Origin of the sequence: Streptomyces sp. NPDC087845 (assembly GCF_044742755.1) — a bacterium.
Lineage (GTDB): Bacteria > Actinomycetota > Actinomycetes > Streptomycetales > Streptomycetaceae > Streptomyces.
Map to the genome: position 1 here is coordinate 21,491 of NZ_JBIUVC010000026.1, position 14,406 is coordinate 35,896.

Annotated in this window: 12 protein-coding genes; 7 read left to right on the plus strand and 5 right to left on the minus strand. The window is 70.3% G+C overall.

All coding sequences use genetic code 11. The features are described 5' to 3' along the window. Positions 1-756: 756 nt before the first annotated feature. Both ACIOMQ_RS37840 and ACIOMQ_RS37845 read right to left on the minus strand, forming a co-directional pair. The gene (locus ACIOMQ_RS37840) at positions 757-2,301 is read right to left on the minus strand and encodes a hypothetical protein (RefSeq protein ID WP_402192317.1); all 1,545 of its coding nucleotides are present in this window, start codon (positions 2,299-2,301) and stop codon (positions 757-759) included. A 758-nt stretch (positions 2,302-3,059) separates the two neighbouring features. After that, the gene (locus ACIOMQ_RS37845) at positions 3,060-3,974 is read right to left on the minus strand and encodes an aminoglycoside phosphotransferase family protein (RefSeq protein ID WP_402192320.1); all 915 of its coding nucleotides are present in this window, start codon (positions 3,972-3,974) and stop codon (positions 3,060-3,062) included. A 491-nt stretch (positions 3,975-4,465) separates the two neighbouring features. Here ACIOMQ_RS37845 and ACIOMQ_RS37850 point away from each other — a divergent pair, with 491 nt between their 5' ends. The 4 genes from ACIOMQ_RS37850 to mug all read left to right on the plus strand — a co-directional run bounded on the left by ACIOMQ_RS37850 (position 4,466) and on the right by mug (position 8,332). Further along, a complete protein-coding gene (locus ACIOMQ_RS37850) occupies positions 4,466-4,804 on the plus strand; it encodes a PadR family transcriptional regulator (protein WP_402192322.1) in 339 nt (112 codons plus the stop codon). Continuing rightward, positions 4,801-5,754, plus strand: a complete 954-nt coding sequence (locus ACIOMQ_RS37855) for a hypothetical protein (RefSeq protein ID WP_402192324.1) — start codon at positions 4,801-4,803, stop codon at positions 5,752-5,754. Before ACIOMQ_RS37850 ends, ACIOMQ_RS37855 begins: the two co-directional genes overlap by 4 nt. A 555-nt stretch (positions 5,755-6,309) precedes the next feature. Continuing rightward, positions 6,310-7,752, plus strand: coding sequence for an adenylosuccinate lyase (gene purB, locus ACIOMQ_RS37860; RefSeq protein ID WP_362211178.1), 1,443 nt, complete (start codon positions 6,310-6,312; stop codon positions 7,750-7,752). Between the two features lie 19 nt (positions 7,753-7,771). Then, positions 7,772-8,332, plus strand: a complete 561-nt coding sequence (gene mug / locus ACIOMQ_RS37865) for a G/U mismatch-specific DNA glycosylase (RefSeq protein WP_402192326.1) — start codon at positions 7,772-7,774, stop codon at positions 8,330-8,332. Between the two features lie 209 nt (positions 8,333-8,541). Here the strand turns inward: mug and ACIOMQ_RS37870 are convergent, their stop codons facing one another. Together ACIOMQ_RS37870 and ACIOMQ_RS37875 are read right to left on the minus strand one after the other, a co-directional pair. After that, on the minus strand, positions 8,542-9,279 hold the full coding sequence (locus ACIOMQ_RS37870) for an ABC transporter permease (protein ID WP_401266760.1): 738 nt from the start codon (positions 9,277-9,279) through the stop codon (positions 8,542-8,544). A 14-nt stretch (positions 9,280-9,293) separates the two neighbouring features. After that, positions 9,294-10,223 carry an ATP-binding cassette domain-containing protein gene (locus ACIOMQ_RS37875; protein WP_362211169.1) on the minus strand — a complete coding sequence of 310 codons (930 nt, stop codon included), beginning with the start codon at positions 10,221-10,223 and terminating at the stop codon, positions 9,294-9,296. A gap of 108 nt (positions 10,224-10,331) precedes the next feature. On the opposite strand from ACIOMQ_RS37875, the gene ACIOMQ_RS37880 reads away from it, so the two are divergent. From ACIOMQ_RS37880 to ACIOMQ_RS37890, 3 genes are all read left to right on the plus strand, one after another. Further along, on the plus strand, positions 10,332-11,504 hold the full coding sequence (locus tag ACIOMQ_RS37880) for a histidine kinase (RefSeq protein ID WP_362211166.1): 1,173 nt from the start codon (positions 10,332-10,334) through the stop codon (positions 11,502-11,504). Positions 11,505-11,508: 4 nt separating this feature from the next. Next, positions 11,509-12,159, plus strand: a complete 651-nt coding sequence (locus ACIOMQ_RS37885; RefSeq protein ID WP_362211163.1) for a response regulator transcription factor — start codon at positions 11,509-11,511, stop codon at positions 12,157-12,159. 100 nt (positions 12,160-12,259) lie between these two features. Beyond that, positions 12,260-13,417: an ROK family transcriptional regulator gene (locus ACIOMQ_RS37890; RefSeq protein ID WP_362211160.1), complete on the plus strand. Its 1,158-nt coding sequence runs from the start codon at positions 12,260-12,262 to the stop codon at positions 13,415-13,417. Between the two features lie 49 nt (positions 13,418-13,466). On the opposite strand, the gene ACIOMQ_RS37895 is transcribed toward ACIOMQ_RS37890, so the two are convergent. Beyond that, positions 13,467-14,234, minus strand: coding sequence for a GntR family transcriptional regulator (locus tag ACIOMQ_RS37895; RefSeq protein WP_362211157.1), 768 nt, complete (start codon positions 14,232-14,234; stop codon positions 13,467-13,469). Positions 14,235-14,406: the final 172 nt, after the last annotated feature.

The window sequence follows — 14,406 nt, forward strand, 5'->3', positions numbered from 1 at the left end:
TGTCGAGCCGGAAGGTGACGTAGGGGGTGATGTCCGACCAGAACAGCGCAGGCCGGTTGTGAGGGCGTGAGGACGGCATACGGCCTTCAACCGGTTCGAGCGCGTAAGGCCACCCTCGGGTGGAGGAAACCCGGCTTCGCAACTCGGAGGCAGCCGACCGGTGGCGGCCCTGGGCATGCAGGAAGTGGATGGAAGCCTGTGCCTCTCCCCCTGGGATGTTCGCGAAGGTGACGAGTGGGTCGGTGAGGGCGGGGCGTCCGCGGCGGGCAGGGTCGATGCGCTTTGCAGCTGCTGCCCGCCGGGCAGCTTCAGCGACCACGCAGCGCTTCGAGGAAGTCTTCGCTTTCCATGGCATGCCATGCCATGCCATGCCGGCACAACTTCCGAATTCGGCCGCTGGTTGCGCGCACGGTGGGACGACATCCTCACCGCGGCCGTCGCCGGGCACTGCCAGGCCGCACTGTCGCGCCGGGCGGACCCGGCCATCGCACAGGCAGTGGAGTGGCAGAACCGCGCGAGCTCAGCCGCCGCACACCCGAGACCGAGACCGCTCCGGACCCGGACAACGCCCGGGTCCCGATCGGGACGGCCCGCATTCTGCGCCGCAGTCAGGCCGCGGCGGGCGAGGCTGCTGCGCCGCGCCGCGCCCGAGCTGAGCGGGCTGACCGCTGACGGCTGACCGGCTGACCGGCTGACCGACGATGCTGTGTCCGCGTTTCGCCGGTCGGCCCGACCGGCCCGACCGGCCTGGTCCGGCTAGGGAAGGGGACAGGTGAACGGCAGGACGCGTTCGGTCAGCTGCCCAATAAGGTGGGTGTCAGTGACGGCGGCTTCGGCGAGCCAGTCCGCTGCGGTCAGCTGGTCGACCAGGTGCTGCAGCTCACCGGGACCCACCGGGCACCAGGCGGCGAGCGAGTCCAGGGGGACGCCCCTTCCACCGGGGCCGAGCCGTCCGGGGGCGCTGGTCCGGGTGGCCAGCGTCAGGGCGAGCAGCCGGGCACCTGCGGTGGCCTTGGTCTTGCGGAGCTTCTTGTCCGAGACGGCTCTCTGGGCCCACCCGCTGAGCTTGGGCCGCATCTTCTTGCCGAACGTGAACGGGCCCGTCCCGTCCCCCCGGGCCACCAGCGACGGGACGGTGACCGGGGTGGGGTTCTCGGGACGGGAGGCGAGCAGGTCACCGACGGTGCCGGGGATGCACAGCCAGCCGCAGCCGGTCAGTTTCTCGACCAGGTCCTCCGGATCAACCAGACCCAGCGCGGTGACGTCCTGCCCGACGAGGTTGCCGGCGCCGGTGTGCGCGGTACGCAGGGTCAGCATCACCACCAGCAGCCGTGCCTCCAGGCCGGGCAGCGGACTGTGGTCGGCCACGTGAGCGAGGACGGAGCGTGCGTGTTCCCATTGCGTCGGCATGGTCAGCAGCCGGGGCACCGCCGGCCCATCGCTGTCTGTACTGCAACCGGTGCGCTGCTGGTGCTGAAAGCGGGCGGCGGTGGCGGCCTGCTCGGCGCGCCGGGCCTCAAGCCGCAGATTGACGTCGCCGTTGACATTGGCCCAGGTGGTGAAAGCGCGTGCCTTTCGTTCCTGGAGATCGGCGAGCAGCGCCAGGTCGGGTTCGGTGCGCTGCTGGTAGGAACGGAAGAGCTCACCGAGCTCGACGAGTTCGTCCCGCAGGACAACGGGCTGCAGATCGTGGGGGATGACCCGCTGCGCGATCTTCCCGTGCGGATGGCGGCGCCGCGTCGGCGCGGAGCGGGGGACCGGTACTTCCCGCGGGCCGGCCGCGGGCGGGGGACGGTCGGAGAACTGGGGCGCGCCGGCAGGAGCGGTCGACGGGCGGTCGGCGGTATCCGGGGTACCGGCCGGCGGGCCGGAAGCGGCCCGAGCAGTAGCGACAACCTGTGCACCGGGCGCGGCGGCCGCACAGCGTGAACAGCACTCCAGGGCCTGCCACCAGCGTCCTTCCCGGTCGGTGACCACGGCCAGGACGACCGCCCCGCCGCACCGCCAGGGCTGGGCATGCGTCTGCCGGTCGGCGGGACGGATGTGCATGCGGCAGCTTTCGGCCCGGCACGCGCAGTACACCTCGGCCCGAGGCTCGGGAGCGGCCCGCAGGTGGGCCTTGAGGTGGGCGACTGCGGCCGCACGGCCGGCGGACGCGGACGGCAGACGCTGCTCGGCGCAGGAGGGGCGGCTGCACGAGACGCGCACCGCCGCACTGCCACGACCAGCAGCGTCCAGGCGCACCGTCCACCTGCGTCCCAGCACCCGCTCGTTCAGCTCGCTCGCAGTGGCCTCCGTCATGCCGTTCTTCCTCCCATGCCGTAGCTGTCCCCATTACTCGCACCCGTCCTCACCACGGCGGACGGGGCGCGGGGGCGGGCCCACCGTACGCGGGCAGGCGGCCCGATGCCCGGTGAACTCGCACTGTTCACCGGGACCAGCGCATGCCGTACGAGGGCCGGGCTGCACGAAGAAGACAGTGGTGGGCGCTCCCGATGCTGCGTGCGCCGGGTCAGGGGGCGGGGGTCGGCTCGGGCAGAGAGGAGGCCGCGGTGCGCGGCCAGGTGATCTCGTCCGGGACATCGACGACAGGCCCGCCGGAAATGGTCTGATCTGCGTCAATGCCGAATCGCCCTACGCCTCTGCCCTGATCGGCATCTTCTACCGCGACGCCGACGCCGTCTTCAACGTGACCGGCTCCCATCCTCAACCGGCTCATCGATCACGACCTGACCCTCACCCCATGCCGCAAGGACGACATTGACCGCTGGCACGTCGAACACGACGAGCACAACCGGAACACCGCCCCGCCCTTCCTGCGGTGGTGCCCGACCACCGGACCTGCTGTGGTGCCCGACCACCACACTCCCCCGGCGCTTCCGGCTGCCGCCCCCGCAGGCCCGCCGGACAGCCCCGCTCTCCCACAACGAGCGAAGCCGCTACGCCGCCGGAGGTCACCAACGGTCGCCAACCGGCTGGGTTCCACGAGGAGCTAGTACGGGAGCCGACCAGGAGCATCAAGGCCCGCCTTGCTCCGGCGACCTGCTCGGTGCGTTCGTTCAGCGGGCCGTTGCGACGAGGCGTCGCAGCGTGGCGTGGGCGGGTGGGCCCCAGGTGGGCTTGCCGCCGGGGCGGCCGTGGACGCCGGCATCTCCGATGAAGATGCAGGCGAGGGCGCGCAGCACCGCCCAGCCGCGTGCGCGACGCAAGGTCGCGTCGTCCGGGGTCGGCTGGTAGGCCCCATAGAAGCGGTCGGCGGCGCCGTCCGGCAGCAGTACCCAAGGGGCGGCGAGGTCGCAGGCCGGATCGCCTGCGAAGAGGTCACCGAAGTCGATCACGCCGCAGAAGGTGCCGTCCGCGGTGAGAACGTTGGCCGGATGCAGGTCGCCATGGAGCCACAGTGCCGGGCCCGCCCAGTCGGGCGCGGCGGCGGCGTCTTCCCAGACCGCGCGGACGGCGTCCGGGTCGGGGATCAGCCCCAGCTCGGTGACCGAGGCGAGCTGCTTGGCGAACCCCTCGGCATGGTCGGCCAGTGGCCCCCCGCGGCCTCGGCCGACGGGCGCCCCATCGGGGGCGGGGCGGTGAAGAGCCGTCAGGAAGGCGGCCAAGGTGTCGGCCGCCTCCGCGGTGCGTGTGGCGGGGGCGCGGTCTGCGGGCTCGCCCGGCACCCAGGTGGTGACGATCCAGGGCCGCGGAAACCGCTCGGAGGGCTCACCGAGGCGCTGCGGGACAGGGATCGGCAGCGGAAGGTGCGGGGCGAGGGCGGGCAGCCAGGCGTGCTCCTTGCGGAGCAGCGCGTCCGCAGACTGCGTCGCCCAGGGCAGCCGGACGGCGAGGTCGTCGCCGAGCCGCCACAGCTGGTTGTCCCAACCACGCGCGCCGAGCTTCACGGGGTGATCGGCCAGGTCGGGGTGCTGGTCACGCAGCAGGTCCCGAACCAACTCCGCTGTGATCTCGATCTCGGTGTGGGTCATGCGGAGCAACGATAGCGTCGCCGACCGTCCTCTGGCGGAGCGGCTGTGGCCGATGTTCCCAACCCCGGCGGAACCCGATCTCGTGCAGCGTTGCCGAGAAGATCAGCAGCTGAGGACCGAGAGCGGACAAGCCGCCGAGCGGGGCACGGCGGCACCGGCCGCAACAGGCTCGGGACAGGTCCACCCTCGCCACCGGAACCCCCTGGGAGAGCACGCACCGTCACGGCCGTCCCCGTTTCGCCCGAGAACTGGCGACAGTTGAATACGCGAGATCACCAGCATCACCCCCCGAGTCCCCTAGTTTCCCCGCGCGTTCACGACATCTGGAGGGTTCTCAGCGAGAACCCCAGCGTCCGATGCCCTGATGCCAGGGGGTGGGCCCGTGGGTTCGCGGCGAAGCCACAGGGTCGGTCTCCAGAGCCTCTCAATCTCCAGAGCACCTCAATACCGTGGCGTGACATTAATGTGTGCCACACAGTGTTGTGCCACGCGTGGGCACCGCTGAACTGGTCCTCAGCCAGGCCCAGGAGCTACCCCGCGGCACGGTCGTCTTGGCCTGCCTGGCACTCCTGGAGGAGCCGCGGTACGGCTACGCGCTCGTGGAAACGCTCGGTGATGCCGGGATCGCCGTCGACGGCAACACCCTCTATCCGCTGCTGCGCCGCCTGGAGAAGCAGGGGTTGCTCATCAGTGAGTGGAACACCGACGAGTCCAGACCGCGCAAGTTCTACCGGGTCAGCCCCGAGGGCGCCCGGGTTCGCACCGGACTGCTGCGCGAATGGCAGAACCTCGGCGCCTCGATATCGCGACTGACCAAGGGGGACCGTTGAGCAAGTTGCATGCGTCCGGCACCGGCACGCTGACCGACCGATACGTGGTGGAGGTCGTCCGGCGCATCCCGACCGACCAGCGCGGCGACGTGGCCGACGAGCTGCGCGCCACGATCGCCGACACCGTCGAGGCCCGCGGCCCGGCCGACCCGGCGACCGCCGAGCGCGGGGTGCTCACCGAGATGGGCGACCCGATCCGGCTCGCCGCCCGGTACGCGGGCCGGCCGCTCGCACTGATCGGGCCCGAGCTCTACCCGACGTACGTACGACTCCTCACGGTCCTGCTCTCCACCGTGCTGCCGGTGGTCACCGCCATGAGCGCGGTGCTCGACGTCCTGGACGGCCAGGGGGTCGGCGAGGTGATCGGCGGGGCCGTCGGGGCGGTGCTCACCGTCGGCGCCCAGATGATTGCCTGGCTCACCGTGGTGTTCGCCCTGATCGAGCGGTCCGGCAAGCGGCCCGGCGCGGTCGGCGGAGCCTGGACGCCCGACGACCTGCCCGACCGCGACGTGCCGCGGAAGCGTGGCGCGGCGGCCTACGCCCGGGTGGTGTGGCACGCGCTGCTGATCGCCCTGATCGTCTGGCAGCACACCGCGCAGCCGTACCGGACCGACGGCGGCACACGCCTCGACGTACTCGACCCGAGCCTGTGGTCGGGATGGATCTGGCCGATCCTGGCCGGGCTCGTCGGCCTCGTGACACTCGACACGATCCGGGCGGTGCGGGTGTGGACGCGTTCGCTGGCGGCATGGAGCAGCGGCGCCGAGGCAGCCTTCGCGCTGCCGCTCGCGTGGGTCCTGCATCGGCAGGAGCTGTTCAACCCGGCCTTTCTGTCCGACGCCAACGGTGGCTGGCAGGCCCCGCAGTTCTTCTACACCCTGGCGGCCATGGGGGTCCTGGCGGTGAGCGCGGGCGAGGTGGTGAAGCGGTTCCGCGAGGCTCGGGACTGAGTCCGCGGCAGCTGCCGGAGTCCGGCGCACAGGACGTTGACGCGAGGGGATGGCCCTGTGGGTTCGTGGCGAAAGGTCGGCACCGCTACGGTGCCCGGCGCACTCATCGGCCTACCGGCTCCTTCCCCGCAGTACCCCAGTGGCAGCACACGGGAGGGGTGCCCGGCACGACGGGCCCGCAGGCAGTCCGCAGACCGACCGAAGCGCCTTGCTGAACCTGGTGCGGGGCGACCCGAGCGTGCACGACGCGGTCGGAATGCGGGCGGACGTCTTCTTGTGGCCGGCGCGGGCCTGGCCAGCGCTTCGAGGGCAGCCGCAAGGAGGCCGCCCAGCTCGACGCTCAGGCTACGGTCTCGCATGGGTCGGCTCCCTTGCTTGATCGGAAGGGTTTCGTCTCAAGGCCCCGGCGGCGCTGGAATCACCGGCCCGGGGCCGGTTCGTCTCACGCGTGTCTCACGCTGTGTGTGAGACGGTGGTCCAGGAGCCTCTGACCTGAACCTTGTGGACTTTGTGGACGCTCACGACCGCTGAAGACGACAGGTAAGCTCTGGACACGTGACTGCTGTGTCTGCGAAGCCTCGCATCCCCAATGTCCTGGCCGGCCGCTACGCCTCCACGGAGCTGGCCGTCCTCTGGTCCCCCGAGCAGAAGGTGAAACTGGAGCGCCGGCTGTGGCTGGCGGTGCTGCGCGCTCAGAAGGACCTCGGGATCGAGGTGCCGGACGCCGCCCTCGCCGACTACGAACGTGTCATCGACCAGGTGGACCTGGCCTCGATCGCCGAGCGCGAGAAGGTGACCCGCCACGACGTCAAGGCCCGGATCGAGGAGTTCAACGCCCTTGCCGGCCACGAGCAGGTCCACAAGGGAATGACCTCCCGGGACCTCACCGAGAACGTCGAACAGCTTCAGATCCGGCTCTCCCTGGAGCTGATGCGTGACCGCACGGTCGCGGTCCTGGCCCGGCTCGGCAAGCTGGCGGGCGAGTACCGCGAGCTGGTCATGGCCGGCCGCTCCCACAACGTCGCCGCCCAGGCGACCACGCTCGGCAAGCGTTTCGCGACCGCGGCGGACGAGCTCCTGGTGGCCTACGGGCGACTGGAAGACCTGCTGGACCGGTATCCGCTACGGGGTATCAAGGGCCCCGTGGGCACGGCCCAGGACATGCTCGACCTGCTGGGCGGCGACGCCGGAAAGCTCGCGGACCTCGAGCAGCGCATCGCAGCGCACCTCGGTTTCGCCCATGCCTTCACATCGGTCGGCCAGGTCTACCCCCGCTCGCTCGACTACGACGTGGTGACCGCGCTCGTACAACTGGCGGCGGCGCCCTCGTCGGTCGCAAAGACGATCCGTCTGATGGCCGGGCACGAGCTGGTGACCGAGGGCTTCAAGCCGGGCCAGGTCGGCTCGTCCGCGATGCCTCACAAGATGAACACCCGCTCCTGCGAGCGCGTCAACGGTCTGATGGTGATCCTGCGCGGCTACGCGTCGATGACCGGCGAACTGGCGGGCGACCAGTGGAACGAGGGCGACGTGTCCTGCTCCGTGGTCCGCCGCGTGGCGCTCCCGGATGCGTTCTTCGCATTCGACGGCCTGCTGGAGACCTTCCTGACGGTGCTCGACGAGTTCGGGGCGTTCCCGGCCGTTGTGGCCCGTGAGCTCGACCGCTATCTGCCGTTCCTTGCCACGACCAAGGTCTTGATGGGCGCGGTGCGCGCCGGTGTCGGTCGTGAGGTCGCCCATGAGGCGATCAAGGAGAACGCGGTCGCGTCGGCCCTGGCCATGCGCGAGCAGGGCGCCGAGCGCAACGAACTGCTCGACAAGCTGGCCGCCGACGACCGCATCCCGCTGGACCGCGCACAGCTGGACGCGCTGATGGCCGACAAGCTCTCCTTCACGGGGGCGGCGGGCGACCAGGTCGCCGCGCTGGTCTCGCGCATCGAGGACATCACCAAGCAGCACCCCGAGGCCGCCGGGTACGCGCCGGGCTCCATCCTCTGACGGCCACCACCCCAGCCGGATGACACCCGAAGAGCTCAGGGCCGCCCGCGACCGCACCGTTCCCGATGTGGTCGCGGGCGGCCTGCGCGTGCTGTTCTGCGGGATCAACCCGAGCCTGATGACGGGGGCAACGGGCCACCACTTCGCCCACCCCGGCAACCGCTTCTGGCCGGTGCTCCATCGGTCGGGCTTCACCCCTCGGCAGCTGAAGCCGGCGGAGCAGACCGAACTGCTGCGATACGGCCTCGGCATCACCAATGTGGTGGCCCGGGCCACCGCACGGGCGGACGAGCTGTCCACCGAGGAGTTCCGGGAAGGCGGACAGCTCCTCGCAGCCAAGGTCGAGCAACTGCAACCCCAGTGGCTGGCTGTCGTGGGGGTCACCGCTTACCGCACGGCGTTCGGCAGACGGACTGCCCGGATCGGCCCACAGGACCACACGATAGGCGGCGCCCGTGTCTGGGCCCTGCCCAACCCCAGTGGCCTGAACGCCCACTGGACGGCTCAGACGATGGCGGAGGAGTACGGGCGCCTCCGCGCCTCCGTCGAGCACGACCCCCTCGCCACCGAAGAAGCCTGACGGCTTCGACACTTCCCCACAGCTCGATACCGATGCCACATGGCCGTGGCTGCGGCAGCGGCGTCGCACCCGGCACAACGATCAGCTCGTAGCCGGGTGCCCCTCTTCCATGCGGAGCCCGATGCCAACCCACCCGCACTCGGTCATGAACATCGACGTCAACATGGCGTGTGGCGTCTGGGGGGTGGCGTCTGACGTGTGGCGGCCGATTACGCGTCTCTGCGCCGGATCGCCCACCAGCCTGCCACCAGTGCGGCCGCGGCCCACGCGGCGGTCACCGCGAGTCCGCTCCACGGCCCCAGGCTGCCGGTGGGGTTCTGGTGAAGCACCAGCTGCCCCGCCCGGTCCGGCAGGTACTGCGCCGCCCCGTCTGCGACGTCTCCGACCACGAAGGAGACGATGAGAACGAACGGAATGAGGAGGCTGAGCACGGCCACAGCGCTGCGCAGCAGTACCGTCAATCCGGCCGCGAACAGAGCCATCAGGGCGAGATAGATCCCGCCACCGAAGGCTGCTCGCAGGGCGCCCGGCTCTCCCAGGCCGATCGCGTACTTGCCCATGAACGTCTGCCCCACCAGAAAGGCGCTGAAGCTGCTGACAAGACCGACGGCAAGAGCCGGCGCTCCGACGAGGGCCATCTTGGCCGCGTAGAAGACGCTGCGGCGCGGCACCGCGGCAAGCGATATCCGCAGGGCGCCGTTGAGATACTCGGTCGAGATCGCGGTTGCCCCGAAGCTGATCGCCGCGATCTGGCCGAAGTTCAATGCGTAGAAGGCACCGAAGAGCCGCTCTGTGTCGGCGTTGGCGGCCTCGGCCTGGTCGACGGTGGCGAATGCGAGCACTGTGACGGCGAGCGTCACGAGAAGGACCGCTGCCAGGGATCCGATGACGGACCGCACCGATCTGATCTTGATCCACTCGGACCGCAACACTGCTGTGGTGGACATGGTCAGGCTTCCTTCTACTGGTTGGTGGACGAGGCCGCCGCGGACGCGAAATCCATCGCGCCTGCGGTGAGGTCGAGGTATGCCTGTTCCAACGTGGCCTGTTCGTCCATGAGTTCAAGGACGGCAATGCCTTCGGCGGCGGCCATCGCACCGATCTCCCCGGCCTTGGCACCCTCTACGACCCAACGCCCGTCGTCACTCCGCACAGGCGCATACCCCTTACGGGTCAGGACATCGTGCATCCGAGTGGGCTCGGTCGTGCGCACCCGCACCCGGGGCCGGCTGCGGGAGTCCAGGAAGTCCTGCATCGGCAGGTCCGCAAGGAGCCGCCCCCGGCCCAGAACCACCAGGTGGTCGGCGAACGAGGACGTCTCGTTCATGAGATGGCTGGAGACCAGGACCGTGCGGCCCTCTCGGGCGAGCCGTTTCATCAGCTCACGGATCCAGATGATGCCTTCAGGATCCAGTCCGTTCGACGGTTCGTCGAGCATCACGATCTCCGGGTCTCCGAGCAGCGCGGCCGCTATGCCCAGCCGCTGCCGCATGCCGAGCGAGAACGTCTTGATGCGCGCTCCGCCGACCTGACCGAGGCCTGCTTCCTCCAGGACTTCGTCCACTCTCCGAGGCCCCATGCCATTGCTGACCGCGAGAGCCAGCAGGTGGTTCCGCGCAGTACGCGAACCGTGCGCGGCCTGGGCGTCGAGCAGAGCGCCCACCCGGTGCAGCGGATCTGCGAGTGTGGCGTAGGGCTGCCCGCCGATCGTGGCCGTGCCGCCGGTGGGCCGGTCCAGGCCGAGAACGAGACGCATGGTGGTGGACTTACCGGCACCGTTGGGGCCGAGAAAGCCGGTGACGCGGCCGGGGCGCACGCTGAACGTGAGGCTGTCCACGGCGCGGGTTGTGCCGTATTCCTTTGTGAGCTCATGGACGTCGATGCTGGTCATGTCCTCAGGCTGGCGGCTCCCGAGGGCGCCTGACCTCCCCCGGGGGTGGGGATCATCTCCCTCGCTCGGGGGAGCCGCCGGGCTCGTGCGGGCTGACACGATGGCAGCATGTTCCGTCTTCTCCGCCCGCTGGCCACCTCTGCCACCTACTCCCGGTGGTTGCATCTCCTCATCCCGGGGGCGGTCTGCAGCGTGTGGTTCTTCATCTCCACGGACGCGCCGTGGGCTCCCATGGTCTTCGCCGTGCCCGTGGGGTTGTTGCCCGGCATGCGGCTGGCCGAGGGCGTCCAGGCACAACTCCTGCTCACGCCTGCGGAGCGGGGCAGACCCGAGGCCGCGATCTCCGCAACCACTGCGGCCACCTGGGCAGATCGCTGGCGCACAGTACTGTGGCTGGAGATACGGCTACTGCTCGCCGCCGCCATGGGGTTCGCAACGGTATGGCTGCTGGCGACCGCGGTCGACCTCGTCCTCAGCTCAGCGGGCGCAGGCCCGAGCGGCGAATGGCTGGTCCACGGAGTGGCGCCGCACTGGTGGTACGCCCTGCTCGCACCTCTGCCCGTCCTGGTGCTGCTGGCCATGGTCGTGGCAAGCGGCGAGCTGGTCACCGCCATCGCGCGCCGGCTCCTCGGCCCCTCGCCGGTGCAACGGCTGACCGCTCTGGAGGAGCGCACCGAGCAGTTGCTGGAGCGCAACCGCATCGCACGGGAGCTGCATGACTCCATCGGGCACGCGTTGACGGTCGCGGTCGTGCAGGCGGGGGCGGCACGGGCTGCTCGGGACCCGGAGTTCACGGAGCGAGCGCTTGCCGCGATCGAGGAGACCGGCAGGGAGGCGCTCGACGATCTGGAGCGGGTTCTGCGGGTTCTGCGCGAGTCGGGGACTCCGGTGGGACAGCAGCCGACGCTCGCAGAAGCGGACCGGCTTCTGGACTCCGCTCGTGGTTCGGGGGCGAAGATCGATGCGGACCTTTCCGGTCCGCTGGAGCAGGTTCCGGGTGCGGTCTCCCGCGAGGGGTACCGCATCCTTCAGGAGTCCCTCACCAATGTGCTCCGTCACTCCGGCGCGGTTCCCGTCCGGGTGCGGATCAGCATCACGAACGGCCGGCTGGAGATGGAGGTGACCAATCCACTCTCTGATTCCATGGGTACGCCGGGCGGTGGGAGCGGGCTGCGAGGCATCCGCGAGCGGGCCGCGCTGCTGGGCGGAAAGGCCAAGACCGGTCCGCGCGACGGCGAATGGAGGGTGCACGCAAGTCTTCCGTTGAACGGCCTAGGCTGACCTGATGCCGGTTACCGTTCTTCTGGTCGATGACGAACCCCTCGTCCGCGCGGGGCTGCGTGCGGTCCTTGAGGCCCAGCCCGACATCGAGGTGGTGGGCGAGGCCGGTGACGGCGCCGCAGTCATCCCGCTGCTGCATCAGCTGCGTCCCGACGTGGTGGCCATGGACGTCAGGATGCCTCTGATGGATGGCATCGAGGCGACGCGGGTGGTGCTGCGGACCGTGCCGGAGCCACCGAAGATCCTGGTGGTCACCACATTCGAGAACGACGAGTACGTGTACGAGGCGCTGCGCGCCGGAGCGGACGGTTTCCTCCTCAAGCGTGCCCGGCCCTCCGAGATCGTGCATGCGGTGCGCCTGATCGCAGAGGGCGAGTCGTTGCTGTTCCCGGCGGCGGTCCGGCAACTCGCCGCCGAGTACGGCACGAGCAAGGCGCGGGCGGCCATGGACCGGGCATCGCTGACCGAGCGTGAGGCTGCGGTGCTCCGCCTGATGGCCCGTGGTCTGTCGAACGCGGAGATCGCCGCCAAGCTCGTGGTCGGTGTCGAGACGGTGAAGACCCATGTCAGCGCCGTACTGGCCAAGTTGGGTGCGAGGGATCGCACCCAAGCGGTGATCGCGGCGTACGAGTCCGGGTTCGTCGCTCCGAGCTGAGGACCGCCGCCTCCGGATATCCGTTCCGGCCCACGGTCGCCCCGCACCCGAGCAGCGAGTACGATCCGCCTGACATGCGCACGAGCTGGAAGGACACACCGTGGGCCGGCTGACCGGTGGGGATCCGTCGCTGCTGCGACGGATCAATTCCGCAGTGGTCCTGCACGCCCTCCGAGGCGCCGACTCCCCCACCCTCACGGACCTGACCCGGATCACGGGTCTGTCCCGGCCCACCGTCGAGGGCGTCGTGGAAGGGCTCTTCGAGGCCGGGCTGGTCGTCGAGTCGGTGCCCGACGGCGCCGGGGCCCGACGGCAAGGGCGGCCTGCGCGCCGGTTCCGGTTCCGCGCCGAGGCCGGGCATCTGCTCGGCATCGAGATCGGCCCGCATCGGATCTCCGCTCTGCTGTCGGGACTCGACGGGCGGATCATCGGGGCGGGCTCACGCGAGGTGTCGGAGGCGGCCTGCGCGGACGACCGGCTCGACAAGGTCAGGGCCGTGGTCGCCGATGTTCTGCGGCGGACCGGGGTGGCCCGGAGCAGTCTGCGTGCGGTCGGGGTCGGCAGCCCGGGCATCGTGGAGGCCGATGGGACCGTTCGGCTGGGCACCGCACTGCCGGACTGGACGGGTCTGGCGCTGGGCGAGCGGCTGAGACGCTCCTTCCGCTGCCCCGTCCTCGTGGAGAACGACGCCAATGCCGCGGCGGTCGCGGAGCACTGGAAGGGCGCGGCCACCGAGACGGACGACATCGTGTTCGTGCTGGCCGGGCTGAGCCCAGGCGCCGGCTCGCTGATCGGCGGAAGGCTGCACCGCGGTTTCGGCGGTGCGGCGGGAGAGATCGGCGCGCTCCATCTCCTCGGTCGCGAGGCGACACCGGAGAAGCTTCTGTCGACGACGGGCACGCCGTTGGACCCGTTGGACGAGCCTGCGGTCGCCGCCGTGTTCGCAGAGGCACGGCACGGCGATGTCCGCGCCCAGGCTGCCGTCGAGCGGTTCATTCAGCGTCTGGTGCACGATGTCGCGGCGCTGGTGCTGGCCCTGGACCCGGAGCTGGTGGTGATCGGCGGTTGGGCCGCGGGGCTGGACGGTGTGCTGGACCCGCTCCGCCGTGAGCTGGCCCGCTACTGTCTTCGACCGCCGCGGGTCACGCTGTCGCTGCTCGGCGAGGCGGCGGTGGCCACGGGCGCCCTGCGGCTCGCCCTCGACCATGTCGAGGAGCAGCTCTTCGCCGTGGAGGCAACGGTGACGGCCCGCCGCTGAGTGCGGCGGGCCGTATGCGAACGTCTCGGGCGGATGGGACCGGTCGTGCTCAGGAGGCCTGACGCTCCTGGCCGTGATGGCTTATCTCCAGGTCACCCGAGTCACCGAAGGTGAGCCGGCAGGTGTCGGCCCGATACGTGGCGACGGAGAGCGCAGCGGTGCCTCCCGCCACGAGGTAGCGGGTGGTGACGACGAGAACGGGAGCGCCGGGAAGCCGGTCCAGTTCCTTGGCGTCGTCCACACGCGCCGAGCCGAGCTCCACCGAACGGTCCTGACCGTCGAGGCCGAGGCGGTGCAGTTCGCGCAGGACACCGCGGGCCCGGGCAGGGCCGGACGGGGCGTCGATCGCGGAGAGTTCGGGCACGGACGACGACGGGACGTACAGGAGTTCTGCCGCGACCGCCTGTCCGTGGGTGACCCGGATCCGGCGGACGATGTGCACCGGTTCGTCGCTCTCCACGTCGAGCATGGCCGCCACTGACGCCGGTGCGACCGCTGTCGTGCAGTCCACGGGCTGCCATGCCTCGCCCGCACCGCCGCCGGCCCAGTCGCGCTGTGCCGAGGAGACGGCGACCCCGACGCGCGGCGGGGCGACGGTGGTCCCGACGCCACGGCGGCGCTGCAGCCTGCCTTCGAGTTCGAGCTGTTCCAGAGCCTGCCGGAGCGTCGCCCGGGCAACTCCGAACCGGGCGGCGAGTTCGCGCTCGTTGGGCAGGATCTCGCCCACCGCAAAGTCCGAGTCGAGTGCCTCACTGAGCACGGTCTTGAGGTGCCAGTACTTCGGCTCCTGCACCGTTTCCAGCTGCGTGGTCCCCACCCTGTCCTCCGCAATCGCCCAGCGGCTTTTCCGCGACGTTATTTATTAAAGGTTCCTGTCTTAACGTTGAGACCATAGGACGGGACACCCCCTTGGTCAAGACCAATCCTCCTTGGTCACACAGCGAAACGGGGCTCTGCCGCAGAGCGTTCACAGGACGTTCGTGGTGCCG